Annotated in this window: 11 protein-coding genes; 5 read left to right on the top strand and 6 right to left on the bottom strand. The window is 71.7% G+C overall.

What is annotated here, in order from left to right:
- Positions 1–73: 73 nt before the first annotated feature.
- Together CP978_RS13830 and CP978_RS35620 are read right to left on the bottom strand one after the other, a co-directional pair.
- The gene (locus tag CP978_RS13830) at positions 74–1,180 is read right to left on the bottom strand and encodes a glycosyltransferase (RefSeq protein ID WP_063839056.1); all 1,107 of its coding nucleotides are present in this window, start codon (positions 1,178–1,180) and stop codon (positions 74–76) included.
- Positions 1,181–1,365: 185 nt separating this feature from the next.
- A complete protein-coding gene (locus CP978_RS35620) occupies positions 1,366–1,593 on the bottom strand; it encodes a hypothetical protein (protein ID WP_144401449.1) in 228 nt (75 codons plus the stop codon).
- Positions 1,594–3,085: 1,492 nt separating this feature from the next.
- Between CP978_RS35620 and CP978_RS35615 the strand changes: the two genes are divergently transcribed.
- From CP978_RS35615 to CP978_RS13815, 3 genes are all read left to right on the top strand, one after another.
- Positions 3,086–3,337: a hypothetical protein gene (locus tag CP978_RS35615; protein ID WP_052454110.1), complete on the top strand. Its 252-nt coding sequence runs from the start codon at positions 3,086–3,088 to the stop codon at positions 3,335–3,337.
- 1,312 nt (positions 3,338–4,649) lie between these two features.
- Positions 4,650–5,438: an IPT/TIG domain-containing protein gene (locus tag CP978_RS13820; RefSeq protein WP_043440718.1), complete on the top strand. Its 789-nt coding sequence runs from the start codon at positions 4,650–4,652 to the stop codon at positions 5,436–5,438.
- 151 nt (positions 5,439–5,589) lie between these two features.
- Positions 5,590–6,585: an IPT/TIG domain-containing protein gene (locus tag CP978_RS13815; RefSeq protein WP_043440720.1), complete on the top strand. Its 996-nt coding sequence runs from the start codon at positions 5,590–5,592 to the stop codon at positions 6,583–6,585.
- Positions 6,586–6,837: 252 nt separating this feature from the next.
- On the opposite strand, the gene CP978_RS13810 is transcribed toward CP978_RS13815, so the two are convergent.
- Together CP978_RS13810 and CP978_RS13805 are read right to left on the bottom strand one after the other, a co-directional pair.
- Entirely contained in the window at positions 6,838–7,185 is a 348-nt protein-coding gene (locus CP978_RS13810) for a hypothetical protein (RefSeq protein ID WP_150478220.1), read from the bottom strand.
- Positions 7,146–8,540, bottom strand: a complete 1,395-nt coding sequence (locus CP978_RS13805) for a glycosyltransferase family 39 protein (protein WP_242647116.1) — start codon at positions 8,538–8,540, stop codon at positions 7,146–7,148. The genes CP978_RS13810 and CP978_RS13805 overlap by 40 nt, the downstream gene beginning before the upstream one ends.
- A 104-nt stretch (positions 8,541–8,644) precedes the next feature.
- On the opposite strand from CP978_RS13805, the gene CP978_RS13800 reads away from it, so the two are divergent.
- Together CP978_RS13800 and CP978_RS13795 are read left to right on the top strand one after the other, a co-directional pair.
- On the top strand, positions 8,645–9,976 hold the full coding sequence (locus CP978_RS13800) for a glycosyltransferase family 87 protein (RefSeq protein ID WP_079162133.1): 1,332 nt from the start codon (positions 8,645–8,647) through the stop codon (positions 9,974–9,976).
- Positions 9,977–10,031: 55 nt separating this feature from the next.
- On the top strand, positions 10,032–11,648 hold the full coding sequence (locus CP978_RS13795; RefSeq protein ID WP_043440723.1) for a glycosyltransferase family 2 protein: 1,617 nt from the start codon (positions 10,032–10,034) through the stop codon (positions 11,646–11,648).
- A gap of 136 nt (positions 11,649–11,784) precedes the next feature.
- Here the strand turns inward: CP978_RS13795 and CP978_RS13790 are convergent, their stop codons facing one another.
- Positions 11,785–13,560: an immunity 49 family protein gene (locus CP978_RS13790; RefSeq protein ID WP_227745367.1), complete on the bottom strand. Its 1,776-nt coding sequence runs from the start codon at positions 13,558–13,560 to the stop codon at positions 11,785–11,787.
- A 135-nt stretch (positions 13,561–13,695) separates the two neighbouring features.
- Complete coding sequence (locus CP978_RS13785; RefSeq protein ID WP_043448578.1) at positions 13,696–14,331, bottom strand: TetR/AcrR family transcriptional regulator; 636 nt, start codon at positions 14,329–14,331, stop codon at positions 13,696–13,698.
- Between the last annotated feature and the right edge of the window lie 169 nt (positions 14,332–14,500).

Raw genomic sequence — 14,500 nt, 5'->3', positions numbered from 1 at the left:
GCAGCACTGCGCGAGATCGGCATCCGAGTTGATCGCCGTGGTCCGCCGGCATTTCGGAACTCGCGTGAGCCCCCTACTGGCCGACGCCGCCGGCATCGGCCGGACGACAAGACTCCCGGCGCTTCTCGACGGCAAACACCCGGTTCTTCTCCACCTGTTCGCGAACGGCCTCAGGGAGGTCGTTCATCGACAGCAGTTCGTCGCACGCGACGACGGACCGGCCGTAGTCCCCCACCCAGTAGGCGGTGATCGAGTACTCGAAGAGGAGCCCCCACCGGTACACCCAGGGCTGGGTGAACAGGATGTCCTCCGAGGGCAGGGGTTTGCGGATCCCGCTGCCGAGCAGCGCGTGTGCAGTGTGGTAGCGCTCCATCTTCCTCAGCCGCGAGGCAAGTTGGTAGCAGGCCTCGAGCCGTTGCGGCCGGATCTCCCACGCCTTGGTGAAGGCCTCCGCAGCGTGCGGCCAGTCCGAGACGGCGGCCTTGAGCAGGCCGATCTGATACAGGGAGTAATACAACTCCTCCTCCCAGCCACCCATGGCGACGCGGCGCTCGTAGAGATCGATCGCCTCGGCCGTGTGGCCCAGGTCCCGCATGGTCTGCGCCAGGTAGAACACCGTGCGCGGATTGTCCGGGTCGCGCTGGAGTTCCAGGTTCAGCAGACGTGCGTCGCGCTCGAACTTGTCGTGTCTGGAGCCGCCGTCGCCGTGGTCGCGGATGACCAGGGCATCCAGGTTCTCCCGGCGTACGGGTTGGTCACAGGTCAGGTATTCGTGGGTGACGCCTTCGTACCGCCACGGCAGGTCGCCGCGGACGAGCCGCGGGATACGGTACGAAGTGTCGCCGTCATGGCACAGCAAGTACTCGCCGGCGGTCAGCGGGGGAATCTCGCCCTCACGCAGCACTTCGAGATCCGCGTCCAGCAGTAGGAGATAGTCGGCCTTGCCGCGGGCGTGCCGGATGTTCAGGGTGCGGTTGTATCCGAAGTTCACCCAGGGCAGTTCGTGCAGTTCGCCCGGGATTCCGTCGAGCGCCAGGCGGATCATGTCCTGGGTACCGTCGGTGGAGCCGGTGTCGGTGATGACCCATGTGTCGATCACCTCCTTCGCCGCGGTCAGACAGCGTTCGATGATCTTCGATTCGTTTTTTACGATCATGCACAGGCAGACGGTTGGCTTCATGGGGTCCCCTTATGGGTGCTGTCGCTTGCGGTGGATCGCTGCCGAACCGTCACCACTTCAGGACGTCGAGGCCGCTCAGAACGGTCCCGAAAGGTGTCCAAGCCTCCGGCTCACCGACTTGGGGGTCGGCGTGACTGATGAAGAGCTGGCTGCCGTTGCGGTCTGAAATCGCTCTTCGCCCGGGATCAGACCGGCTGGCAGACCGACGTGACGTTGACGGTCGCGGCGTCGACGCCAGGGTTGTGGACAGAGACGGTCCAGGAGTCACCCGGAGAGCTCGTCAGCGTCTGCACCTCACCCGATCCCCCCACCTGGTTCTCGCCGCCACTGACGGCCACGAACGACCCGAGGGTGGTGCAGTCCCCTCCCTGCAGCGTCGCCGTGCTGCCGGCGGGGATCGTCTGGGGGTTCAAGGGCGAGTCCAGCAACTGCGTTTGCGTGGTACCTGACGCGCCGGTCGGACCGGTCGGACCGGTGGCACCGTCCACCCCCGCCGCACCGGTCGCACCCGTCGCACCGTCCAACCCCGCCGCACCGGTCGCACCGGTCGCACCGGTCGCACCGTCGATTCCCGCCGCACCCGTCGCACCCGTCGGGCCAGCCGCACCGGTCGGACCAGTCGGACCGGTGGCACCGTCCAACCCCGCCGCACCCGTCGCACCCGTCGCACCGGTCGGACCGGTCGGACCGGTCGGACCGGTCGGACCGGTCGCACCGTCGATTCCCGCCGCACCCGTCGCACCCGTCGGGCCGGTCGGACCGGTCGCACCGTCGATTCCCGCCGCACCCGTCGCACCCGTCGGGCCAGCCGCACCGGTCGGACCGGTCGGACCGGTCGGACCGGTGGCACCGTCCAACCCCGCCGCACCCGTCGCACCCGTCGCACCCGTCGCACCGGTCGGACCGGTGGCACCGTCGACTCCCGCCGCACCCGTCGCACCAGTCGGACCGGTCGCACCGTCCAACCCCGCCGCACCCGTCGCACCCGTCGCACCGGTCGGACCGGTCGCACCGTCGATTCCCGCCGCACCCGTCGCACCCGTCGGGCCAGCCGCACCGGTCGGACCGGTCGGACCGGTCGGACCGGTGGCACCGTCCAACCCCGCCGCACCCGTCGCACCCGTCGCACCCGTCGCACCGGTCGGACCGGTGGCACCGTCGACTCCCGCCGCACCCGTCGCACCAGTCGGACCGGTCGCACCGTCCAACCCCGCCGCACCCGTCGCACCCGTCGCACCGGTCGGACCGGTCGCACCGTCGATTCCCGCCGCACCCGTCGCACCCGTCGGGCCAGCCGCACCGGTCGGACCGGTCGGACCGGTCGGACCGGTGGCACCGTCCAACCCCGCCGCACCCGTCGCACCCGTCGCACCGGTCGCACCGGTCGCACCGGTCGCACCGTCCAACCCCGCCGCACCCGTCGGCCCAGTCGCACCCGCCGCACCAGTCGCACCAGTCGCACCAGCGGCACCCGTCGCACCGGTCGCACCCGTCGCACCCGTCGCACCCGCCGCACCCGCCGCACCAGTCGCACCCGTCGGGCCAGTCGGACCGGTCGCACCGTCCAACCCCGCCGCACCCGTCGGCCCAGTCGCACCCGCCGCACCAGTCGCACCCGTCGCACCCGTCGAGCCGGTCGGACCGGTCGCACCCGTCGGGCCAGTCGGACCGGTCGCACCGTCCAACCCCGCCGCACCCGTCGGCCCAGTCGCACCCGCCGCACCAGTCGCACCAGTCGCACCAGTCGCACCAGCGGCACCCGTCGCACCGGTCGCACCAGCGGCACCCGTCGCACCCGTCGGCCCAGTCGCACCCGCCGCACCAGTCGGGCCCGTCGCACCCGTCGGACCGGTGACGCCGTTGGGGCCCTGAGGGCCGGTCGGGCCGGTAGGACCGGTCGGACCGGTGCCCGCGCCGCAGAACGGCACGCCGGTCGCGGCGACCCAGTGTGCGGTCACCCAGCCGGGACGGCCCGCCAGCCGGTACCAGACGGTGTTCCTGTGCACGGGAGTGCCCGTGTCCCAGCACAGGATGCTGACGTGCGCCCTGTACCGGAACGAGCCGAGGATCGCCGAGTCGGTCGTGGGCTGCTCACGGATGCTCACACCGGTCCTCGCGGTGACCGTCCCCCTGGCCGCCGACCGAAGGTGCTCGTGATTCCTTCTCGCCCCCGCCTCCTGAGCGATCCGCGCCGCCTGCGAGGCGGCGGCCTCAGTATGCGCCCGGTCCGCGACAGACTGCGCCTGCGTGGCAACAGGGCCGCAGAGGCACCAGGTAAGGCCGAGACTCGCTGCTCCGAGTGCCAAATACGAGACTCTCCTGGTCTTGACGGCCCCATACACCAAACCCACCGTGCCTTCCTGGCGAACTGTGAAGAATGAGATGAGGACAGCCAACTACATACGACTTCAGCAACATCAGACAACCCGACTGCAATGACTCAAACGCCGCACATATATCGCTCAGGAAGCTCGAAAATAATATGATCCGTCAAGCGATAGGAGAGGGGACGGAGATCAGCCCGCAAGGGCACCCCCGTTCACCCCAGACCCCGACTAAAGTCACGTTCGCCCGGTTTGACTATGTAGGGCGACGCCACTCGCGGTGATCGTGTGCGCGATGACCAGCGTGAAACGCAGCTATATTTTCAGGCCGAATCGCGCGGGAGTGCGACTTTCCGGGCCATTTACGCTGGTGGTACGCCCTGTAGAGGCGGAGGGTGGTGCGCTCCCTCGAATGAGGGGTTTGACTGTCACTCTCTTGCGATGATGGCCACCCAGATGGATTACTGACTGTTGTCGGACTGGCCGAGTCATCCGCCTCCGTGTTCGAGATTATCCCGCTCCGGGCTCGGAGCCGTCAGCGGCACGGTTTGGCTTCCAGCGAGTGAAATTCGCTTGCCGGTTCTCAGCTCGCAACGCACATCGTAAGAAATTGGAAGTGGTGCCATGCTCAGCTGCAGCTGAAGTCGACGCCGCCACGTCTTTGGCGTTTCGTCGCCACGAGGCTTTCGACCGCCTCCGTCCTTCCCTGTCACATCCTCGCCGTCGAACCAGCTTCGGACGAGCCGCAATTCCAGTGAGGCTGTGGACGTCACGAACTTCGGTCACGGTACCGGGCCGAGCCGGGACGCCGCCCGGCCATGTGTGCCGCAGGCTCCCGGATGCGCGAGGTCGCTGGGGCTCTCCCCCTTCTCTCTCCATGCGCATCCGGCTCGAACCAACCCGCACCCCCTTCACAGCCCACGGCGCGTCGGCGGTCTGTCGGGAGGCGCCATCGCCAAGCCGGTGGCGCAAGGACCTCACCAGCGGCACGGCCGGCACGACCATGCGCCTGCGCCGGACACTTCACCGTTCAGCCGGCCACCGGACAGGCCACCGAGCCTTGCCCTCGGAACACCCATGCCCACAAGGCCCTTCGGCCCACGCGACCACCACCGATCACACGGCCAACTGCGAAAGGACGCATCATGGCAACCATCACCTCCTTCACGGGCAGCCCCGGCTCGGTCGGGCAGACCCTGACGATCAACGGAACCGGCCTGTCGAGCGCCACCAAGGTGAACTTCGGCAACAAGTCGGCCACCGCCACCGTCGTCAGCAGCACGCAGATCACCTGCCCCATCCCGTCGCTGTGCGCCGGGCAGTACAACGTCAACGTGATGGCCGGAACGTCGACCACCAACTCCCTGCCGTTCTTCTACGCCGCCACCCCCGCCGTCTTGTCCGTGAGCCCTGTCTCCGGCGCGGCCAGCCCCGGCTCCATCACCGTCAACGGCAGCGGCTTCCTCAACGCCACCGCGGTGACCTTCGGCGCCATCGGCGCGGGCACCGGGCTGACCGTGCTCAACGACAGCCAACTCAGCGTCACGGCTCCCGCGCACGGAGCCTTCACCGGCTGCCTGGACACCGTGGACATCACCGTCACCACCCCGGGCGGCACCAGCACCACGAGCGTCAGCGACCAGTTCGTCTACTACAACGCCCCCGCCGTCACCGGAATCAGTCCGACCTCGGGGGCGGAGGGCACCAACGTCACCGTCACGGGCACTTGCTTCGACAGTGTCAGCGACGTGACTTTCACACCGACCGGCGGTGGCGCATCGATCTCGGCGAGCAGCTTCACCCCCATCTCCGAGACCCAGCTGGTCGCCGTCGTCCCCGCCGGGCTCACCGCGAGCGCCACCTACGACATCCAGGTCGTCACCCCCGGCGGTACCAGCCCGGCCGTCGCCGGCGACGTCTTCACCGCGGCCTGACCCTCCACCGCCCAGGGGCCGCCCGTCGTCTCCCCCGACGAGGGCCGCCCCTGGGCACACCCGCACTCGGGAGTGCACGGACCGCCGTGCCCTGACCCCGCTCCTGACCGGGCACGGGGCGCCCACCCCACCACGCGGAAAGGAGCACGTCATGGCGCCGATCATCAACAGCATCAGCCCCAACCAGGGACCGGCCGCCGGCGGGACGGCTGTCACCCTCACCGGCAGCGGCTTCACCGGCGCATCGTCCGTGACATTCGGGACGAACCCGGCCCAGTTCGCCACGCTCAGCGACACGAAGATCAGCTGCACCGCCCCCGCGGGGTCGGGCTCCTCCGCCGTCACCGTCACCTCCTCGGGCGGCACCAGCAACAGCTCGACCTTCACCTACCTTCCCAGCCCGGTCGTCAGCTCGATCGCTCCGAACCAGGGCCCTACGGCCGGAGGGAACACCGTCACCGTCACGGGCACCAATCTCTCCGGCGCCACTGCGGTCGTGTTCGGCAGCCACAGCGCCACCATCACCGGCAACACCAGCACACAGATCACCGTCCAGCCCCCAGCCGGTGCGGCGGCTCCGGTCAACCTCACGGTCACCACGGCGGGAGGCACCAGCACCCCGTTGCCGTACTTCTACATCCCCCTGCCGACCGTCGACGACATCTCCCCTGCCCTGGGGCCGCCCCTGGGCGGCAACGCCGTGACTGTCACGGGGAGCAACCTGTCCCTCGTCAGCGCCGTACGCTTCGGATCCCGCACGTCCGCCAGCATCAGCGTCGTCTCGGACGGCGAGATCACCGCCCTGGTCCCGCTCGGCTCCGGAACCGTCAGCGTCACCGCCACCACGCCGGGCGGCACGAGCCTTCCCGGCGTCGGCAATCCTTACTACACCTACGTCGGGCAGCCGGTCATCACCAGTCTCAGCCCCAACCAGGGGCCGGCCGCCGGCGGAAACAGCGTGACCATCACCGGAAGCAACTTGACCTACACGGACAGCGTCAGGGTTGGCGGCATCCTGACCCCGTTCGTCACCGTCTCCGACACCGAGGTCGTGGCCGTCGCGCCAGGAGGCACCTCCGGCACCGTCGCCGTCCTCGTCCACAGTCCGGGCGGCACCAGCAGCGCCAGCTACCAGTACACACCGTGACTCACAACGCCGGGGCGGTCCCCACGGCGTGATGCCCGCGGCCTCCCGTACGGCCCCACGTCTCGCGGTCGTGGCCGCCCTCCCTGTAGTAGTCGATCGCGAGGGTCCCCCCTCCATCAGCTCCTTCGCCTTCGGAGCGATCTCGCCCGGGAGCGACCGCCCTGGAACGCCGGTCCCCGGCCCCGGACAGGGCCCCGGGCGCGGCCGGCGCCGGAAGGAGGCGTCGGGCCGCGCCCGTTTCCCGTCCGGCGCTCAGGGGCGGGCGGTCGGACGTTCCCCGCGGCGTACATACAGTCGAAGGATGACGCCGCCGCGGGCGTACTCCTCACGGGCGATGAACTCCCGGGTCACCACCCTGAGCTTGACGCGCTCGGTGGCGTTCCTCGGGGTCCAGGTGGGCTGTAGTGCGAACGGCGCGCAGACCACCCAGACGGACGCAAGGCCGGCCAGCCGCCGCCGTAGTTCCCCGGGCCCGGCCTCCCGCCCGTACAGCGTGCCGTCGACGGCGGCGGGTACCTCCAGCGCCACGTCCCGCACGCCGCGGAACGGCGCCGGATAGGTCAGCGCGGACCGCCGCTCCAGCGAGGGCAGAAAGAGCACGGCATCCCCGGGCCGCAGCTCCCGGCCCACGGTGGCGGAGACGACGGCCAGGTCGTCGGGCCGGTGCGCGGCATCGCGGTCCTCCCGCAGCAGCGGGAGCTGCCCGAGGAAGGCACCGCCGACGGCGAGCACCCCGGCCAGGGCGACACCATGGCGCCCGGGCAGGGAGGGCACCGGGAGGTCCCGGCGGACCGGGGCACGGTGGCCCGTGGCGGCTCCGCGAGGGCGACACCGTCACCGGACGACGGCACCGCTCGCGGGCCGGTGAGCGGCGTCCGCGCCCCGGGACCACCGGCGGCCGGGCCCGCGCCGAGCGGGGTGCCGGGAGCGGGCCTCCCCCGGCCGCCGGGCCGCAGCCGGGCCGACGTACCGGCCACGCGGCCCAGCGCACCGGCCACCCGGTCCAGTCCCGCCGCGGCCAGCAACGGCGCCCCGGCCAGGGCGTACAGCACATACCGGTCGTCGTAGAGCGGGTGGATCTGCGACACCTCCATCAGCACCGCCGGCGGCACCAGGACCAGCGGCAGGGCCACCGCGGACAGGGACACCCCGCGGCGCCCCCGCGGTGTCCACACGGCCGTCGCGACCAGGGCCAGACAGGGCCACAGCACACCGGGCGACGGTCCCGCGAACTGCTCGACCAGCTGCCCCGCGCTCTCCGCGTCCGGCGCCGTCAGCCAGGCCACCTGCCTCGCCTGCGCATGTGAGACCAGTACCAGCGGCAGCAGCACCACGACGACGGCACCGGCCGCGCCCGCCCACCCCCGCCACACCTTCCCCGGCGCCCGCGCGAGCGCCAGCGTGCAGGCGTGCGCGAGCAGCACCAGCACGGCGAACTCGTGCAGCACACAGGTGACGGCGACCAGCACCCCGTAGGGCCACCACCGGCCGCCGTCCCGCACCGCCCGTACCAGCAGCAGCGTCGCGCCCATGACCCCGGCGGCGACCATCGCATAGGAGCGGCCCTCCTGCGCGTAGTGCCCGACCATCGGCGTGACCGCGTAGAGCAGCCCCGCCCACAACCCCACGCGGGGCCGGCACAGCCGGGTGCCCAGCGCGCCGACCAGGCCGGCGGCCACGGCCGCCCCGCAGACCGAGGGCAGCCGCAGCAGCACCTCGTCGGGGCGGACGGCCAGCACCGGGTGCATCAGCAGGTAGTACAGGCCGTGCACCGCGTCCACGCTGTGCAGCAGGTGCCAGATCTGCGGCACCGAGCGGCGCGCCACCTGGAAGGTGACCGCCTCGTCGCGCCACATGCCCCCGCGGTCCAGTCCCCACAGCCCGATCGCGGCCATGACGGCCGCGGGCACAAGCACGGCCAGGCGCTCCCGGCGCCTCTCCGGTGACCTACTCATGCCCGCATTCAACATGCACAGATTTTGTACTATCGACCGACTTTTACAGGAGTTGACGGCCTATCAGCACACAGGGCATACAGGCGACTTACCATCCGGCCTTGATGAGTGCCTCGAAGAGCGCCAGAAAGACCCGGGCGGCGAGCCGCGCACCCCTGCCGCCGCCCCGCACAGCACACACCGGCGGCCCCCGCCGGCTGTTCCTTCTCGCCGGCTGCTGGATCGCCACCCGCGCCCTGATGCTGTGGCTCCTCACCCACGACCAGGACCCGCTGCTCGGCCGGGGCGGGGTCTCCCGCGAGGTGGGGCAGCTCTACGTCCACTGGTACGGCATCCTGCGGCACGGCGCGTTCCCCTCGGGCGACCCGCTGTGGCAGTACCCGCCGGGCGCGGGCGCGGTGCTGCTCACCCCCGCGCTGCTGCCGGGCCTGGCGTACGTCCAGGCCTTTGTGGCCCTCACCCTGCTGACCGACGCCGCGATCACCCTGGCCCTGGCCTACGCGGGCCGGCGCCCGGGCCGCTCGCTGCGCGGCGCGGCGCTCTGGACGGCGGGTCTGCCGCTGCTGCTGCACATCCCGCTCGCCCGCTACGACGTCCAGGTCACCGCCTTCGCGGTGTTCTCCCTGCTGGCGCTGTCACGCTCCCCGCGCGGGGGCGGCGCGTTCGCGGCGCTCGGCGCCCTGGTGAAGGTCTGGCCCGCGCTGGCCCTGCTCGGCACCCCGCGCGGGCGGACCACCCGGGAGGCGTGGACGGCGGCCGTGGTCACCGCCGTCACCCTGCTCGCCCTGCTCACGGCCGTGTTCCGCGACCCGTTCGACTTCCTGCGCCAGCAGGGCGGCCGGGGCGTGCAGATCGAGTCGCTGGGCGGCACGGCCCTCATGATCGCCCGCCGGGCCGGCTGGCCGGGGCACACCCACTACCAGTACGGGGCCGTGGAGTTCGTGGGCCCCCAGGTGCACGAGGTCGCCCTCGGCTCGCTCGCGCTGACCGCGGGAGCCTTCGTCCTGCTGCTGCTGTGGCGGCTGCGGGCCCGCCGCTGGACCCCCGCGACCCCGTACGACGCGGCGCTCGCGGCGGTCCTGCTGTTCACGGTGACCAGCCGGGTGATCAGCCCCCAGTACCTGGTGTGGCTGATCGGGCTGACCGCGGTCTGTCTGACGTCCCGGCACACCACCCAGCGCCCCGTGGCCCCGCTCGTCCTGGCGGCGACCGCGGTCAGCGTCGTCGAGTACCCGGCCTGCTACGCCGAGGTCGTCAGCAGCAGCTGGACGGGGTGCGTACTCATGATCGTCCGCAACGGGCTGCTGGTGTCCGCCGCGATGGTGTCCTTCATCCGGCTGTGGCGATCCGGACGACCCACCCCCGATCGGCTGGAATCGGACACGCCACCCCCGGACCTGGCCACCATTCCTGCGAGCTTCCGCACAGGCTGTTAATTGCCTCTTAACAGATGATTACCAGGAATCCCTAACGTTCCAGGGCGTGGAAACCATGCACCCTCATGATGCGCAGGTCAGCATCGTCGTCATCGGGTACGACGACGCCCGTCATGTGACGGACGCGGTGCGTTCGGCTCTCGCCCAGGGCGGTGTCGTACGCGAGGTGATCGCGGTCGACGACTGCTCGACGGACGGCAGCCCCGAGCTGCTGGACGCCCTCGCGGCCGAGGACCCGCGGGTGAAGGTCCTCCGCAGGACCGTCAACAGCGGCGGCTGCGGCACCCCGCGCAACGACGGGATCGACGCGGCCCGCGCCCCCTATGTGATGTTCCTGGACAGCGACGACGTGCTGCCGCCCGGCGCGGTGGAGGCACTGCTGATGGCGGCCGTCGCCCATGAGACCCCGGTCGCCGCGGGACTGTGTGTGCGCCGCGAGCTGCCGTCGGGCCGCGAGACCCCCTGGCAGCCGGAGCTGTACACGCGTCCCGCGCTGATCTCCCACCCCGGCCGGCGCCCCCGGCTGGCGTACGACACCCTGTGCGTCAACAAGCTGTACCGCACGGACTTCCTGCGCGAACACGGCATCCGCTTCCCCGAAGGCCGCTTCCCCTACGAGGACTTCGTGTTCGGCGCGCGCGTACTGGCCGCCGGACCGGCCATCGCCCTGATCCCCGAGACGGTCTACGTCTGGCATGTGCGCCGCGCCGCCCGGCGCCTGTCCATCTCCCTCGACCGCGCCGACATCGGCAACTGGACGGCCCGTATGGAGGCGACCCGGCAGGCGCACCGGATCCTGCTGGACGCCGGTGAGAAACGGCTGGCCCGGGCGGCGCGCACCACCTTCCTCGACCGGGGGCTGCGCATGTACGCCCGGGAGCTGCCGCTGCACGACGAGGAGTACCGCGGCCAGTGGTGGCGGCTCACCCGCGCCTATCTCTCGGACTTCGACGCGGCCGATCTCGCCCAGGCGTCCGTGCCGGGGCGGGTCGTCGCCCAGGTGGTGCTGGCCTCCGAACGCTCGCGCGACCTGCACCGGCTCAGGGAGCTCGCGGCCCGTCCGGCGCGGCTGACCCCGCCCTACCCCAGCGCGGCGGACGGCACCCCCGTCTGGTCCGCGGACCTCCCCCAGGTCCGGCTGGGCCATCTGCTGCACCGCCCGGTCCGGCACCTTCCGGTCGCCGTCGACGCCGAACTGCGCCCCGGCGCGCGCACCACCCTGCTGCGGCTGCGCCTGCACGAGCTGTACGGGCGGCTGGAGAACGCGCGGCCCTCCCGGGTGGACGTGGAGTTCGTGCCGCGGGAGGGCGCCGCGCGGCCCGGGGTCCGCCGCACCACGGCCCAGCTCCGGCGGGACGGCACCTCGGGCGGCTGGACGGCCGAGACGCCGGTGGCCCTCGGAACCCTCGGCGCCGGCACCTGGGACGTGCGGCTGACGCTCCGCTTCGACGACGGCACCAGCCGCGACACCACGGCCCACGCCCTCACCGGCCCCGGCATACTGCGCCGCCGCGTCCTGCCGAGCGTGCGCCACGGCGTACTGCTCGTCCAGCCGTACGCCACCCACTCCGGCGCCCTGGCCCTCCGGCTGGCCCCGGGGGTCCACGGTGTCTCCTCCGTCCTGACCCGCAGACTCCACCGCCTGCTCCGCCGGGCCGCGCTGCCCGGGTGACCGACGGCATCCACGGGGAGGAACCGGTGGCCCCGGGCGGCTCGGGCCCGGAGGTGCCGAGGGCTTAGAGCTCCGAACAAAAGTGGGGCCCGGCGGGCGGCGCCCGCTGATCGGACCCCACTTTTGTTCGGAGCTCTCAGAAGGGCTTCGCCGCCTCCAGGAGCCGGGCCGGCAGATAGGGGGACCTGACCCGGATCTCCCAGCCGCGACGGCGGGCATGGCAGGCCAGGGCCAGGATGTCCAGGCTGAGCGCGGCGTCGGGGTCGGTCGCGCGGTCGCCGATCGCGTAGTGGTCGCGGTGGGCCTCCAGCGCATCGAGGAGCGCCAGCTGGAAGCTCTCCTCGTCGCCCTCGACCAGCTGGGAGAAGAGGACCGCGGGCGGCGGCAGGAAACCCCAGGTCCTCGCCTTCTCGCACTCCTGAAGGGCCAGCTCCGTGGCGGCCTCCGGGTCCTCGCCGCGCAGATAGTCGTGGAGGGCCCGGCGGTAGGCGGCGAAGGCCGACTCGTCCTTGCCGACCCGGGTGGGCCCGGCCAGCACCAGCGGGGCCAGGTTCTCGCGCCGTCCCGTGATCAGGGCGAGGTTCACCGCGGTGTGCCAGACGCCGGGTCCGGCCATCTCCCCGTGATAGGCGCGGTAGGTGACCGGGTGCCCGTCGATGGTCACCTGGACCTCCGCGTCGGGCTGGGCGAGCGTCGTACTGAAGAGCGCGGCCCCGGCCTCGGCCGCGAGCCGCAGGTTGCGGAGCTGGAGGCCCGTCGCGTCCGGGGACTGGGTGGCCCGGATCTTGAAGAGGATGCGCTGGTGGTTCATGGCGGAGGCCAGGCCCCGGGCTTCCAGCGGCTCCGCGCCCCGCGGGGTGACGGCCTCCCTGGTGTACTGCTCGAACAGCGCTTCGCTCTCCGGGTGCAGGGGCTGCGGTTGCTCGGGCCGCGCGAACGTCACCGGCCCGGCGGCCGCCTCCGCCACCGCCTCGGGGCGCCGGTCCCGGCCGTAGGCGCCCACCCTCGGCCCCGCCGACTCGAAGCCGGTGACCAGGGCGCGCGGGAAGTAGTCGGTGGCGACCGGCTGCTGCCAGCCCTCCCGGCGATGGCCCAGGGCCGCCAGGGCGAGCGGAAGCAGCGGCAGCAGGGTGCGCGGCTCGGCGCCGGGCCCGTTGAGCGCGGCATAGGGGAGCAGCAGCTTCACCACGGCGGTGCGGAAGGCCTTCTCGTCGCCGGTGGTCAGGGCCCGCAGGGCCTGGAGCGCGACCGTGCGCGGATCGTGCAGGACGGCGGCGGTCCCGTCGTCCCGGTACCGGATCCGGGTGAGCGCGGCGTCGAGCGCGGCGAGTTTTTCCTCCCGGGACGGCGGATAGCCGGCGTCGTCGTCCCCGGTGTCCCCGATGACGTACGCCATGAAGCCGCCCGCGAGTTCGACCGCGGGCTGTCCGGCCGCGAGGGGCGGGAACTTCCGGCGGGCGAAGTGGAAGGCCTCGCCGTGCCGTTCCGCCCGGTCGGAGAGGATCGCCAGACAGAAGGCGTCCAGCCACAGGTCAGCAGTGACGGACTCCACGGGCGCCCCCGACCCGGGCTCGTAACTCATCCCGAAGTTGAGGTAGTCGAGGAAGATGTGGAACGAGACATGGGGGTGGTACGCGGCATACGCCACCGCGCCCGCCGCGGCCTCCGTGGCGTTGTCGAGGACCGCCCTGGCCTCCGGGGTGTACAGATCCGGGGTGCTGACGGAGAGCGCGCCCAGATAGTCGAGGAACTCCTCCGCCAGCTCCCACCATTCATAGGTGGTCATCCAGCCGGCCTTCGACATCGACCGGGCCAGGGTGCCGATCCGGTCGGCGAAGTTCTCGCGGGCCGCGGCGACCGCGCCCTCACCCACCCGGTGCCGCTCGATGCGCATCGCCGTTCCCCGTCCCATGACATCTCGTTCAAGATCGATTCCGAGTATCCATCAGGGCGTCCGCGAACGGGGAACGGGGGAGGGGTGGAAAACGCGTCGGCGAGGCACGGGCGACGGGGGGCGTCACGGCGCCGAACAGGGCGGACGTCCCGTTCACAGCGCCCTGAGCGCCCCCGCCGTGGCCCGGGCCAGCCCCGCCAGATAGCCCTTGGGCGGCTTCGGATCCCGTACCACCACCGCCCGCCAGTACAGCGGCCCCGAGATCAGGTCGAGCGCCAGGTCCATGTCGATGTCCTCGCCGATCTCGCCGCGGGCGGCGGCCGCGGCGACGATGCCGCTCGCCACGCTCTGCTGGCCCTCGCGCAGCGCCTTCTGCAGGGCGTCCGCGATGTCCGGGTTGCGGGCCGCCTCCGCCTGGAGATCCGGGATGATCTGGCCGGCCACCGGGTGCCGCAGGGCGCGGGAGGTCACCTCGTACAGCAGCCGCAGATCACTCTCCAGGGAGCCGGTGTCGGGGGCGGGCAGCCCCTGCACCGCGACCGCCGAGACCAGATCGAGGACCAGGTGCAGCTTGGAACGCCAGCGGCGGTACACCGCCGTCTTGCCGACCCCGGCCCGGCGGGCGATGCCCTCGATGGACATCCGGGCGTAACCGACGGCCGCGAGCTCCTCGAAGACGGCCATCCGGATGGCCTCCGTCACATCCTCACGGAGGACGGCCGCGCCCGCAGGCACCCTGCGGCGCCGCTTCACCTCTGCAGTGTCGGCAGTGTCGGCGTTCGTGGTCATACGGACCAGCATAGGGCGTGACGACGGAACGGTTGCGTCCCGACGTCGGAACGGCTTACGCTCGCGTAACGACGATACGGTTCCGTCCCGACGTAAAGGGCAGTCGTTCGAACCCCCAAGAGCTGCCCGAGACCCCAAGAGCAGAGCAAGACCCCGGCAAGAAACGTGA

The organism is Streptomyces nodosus, assembly GCF_008704995.1.
GTDB lineage: Bacteria > Actinomycetota > Actinomycetes > Streptomycetales > Streptomycetaceae > Streptomyces > Streptomyces nodosus.
The sequence above is the reverse complement of the archived record's forward strand: the minus strand, read 5'-3'. Positions and strand labels throughout refer to the sequence as shown.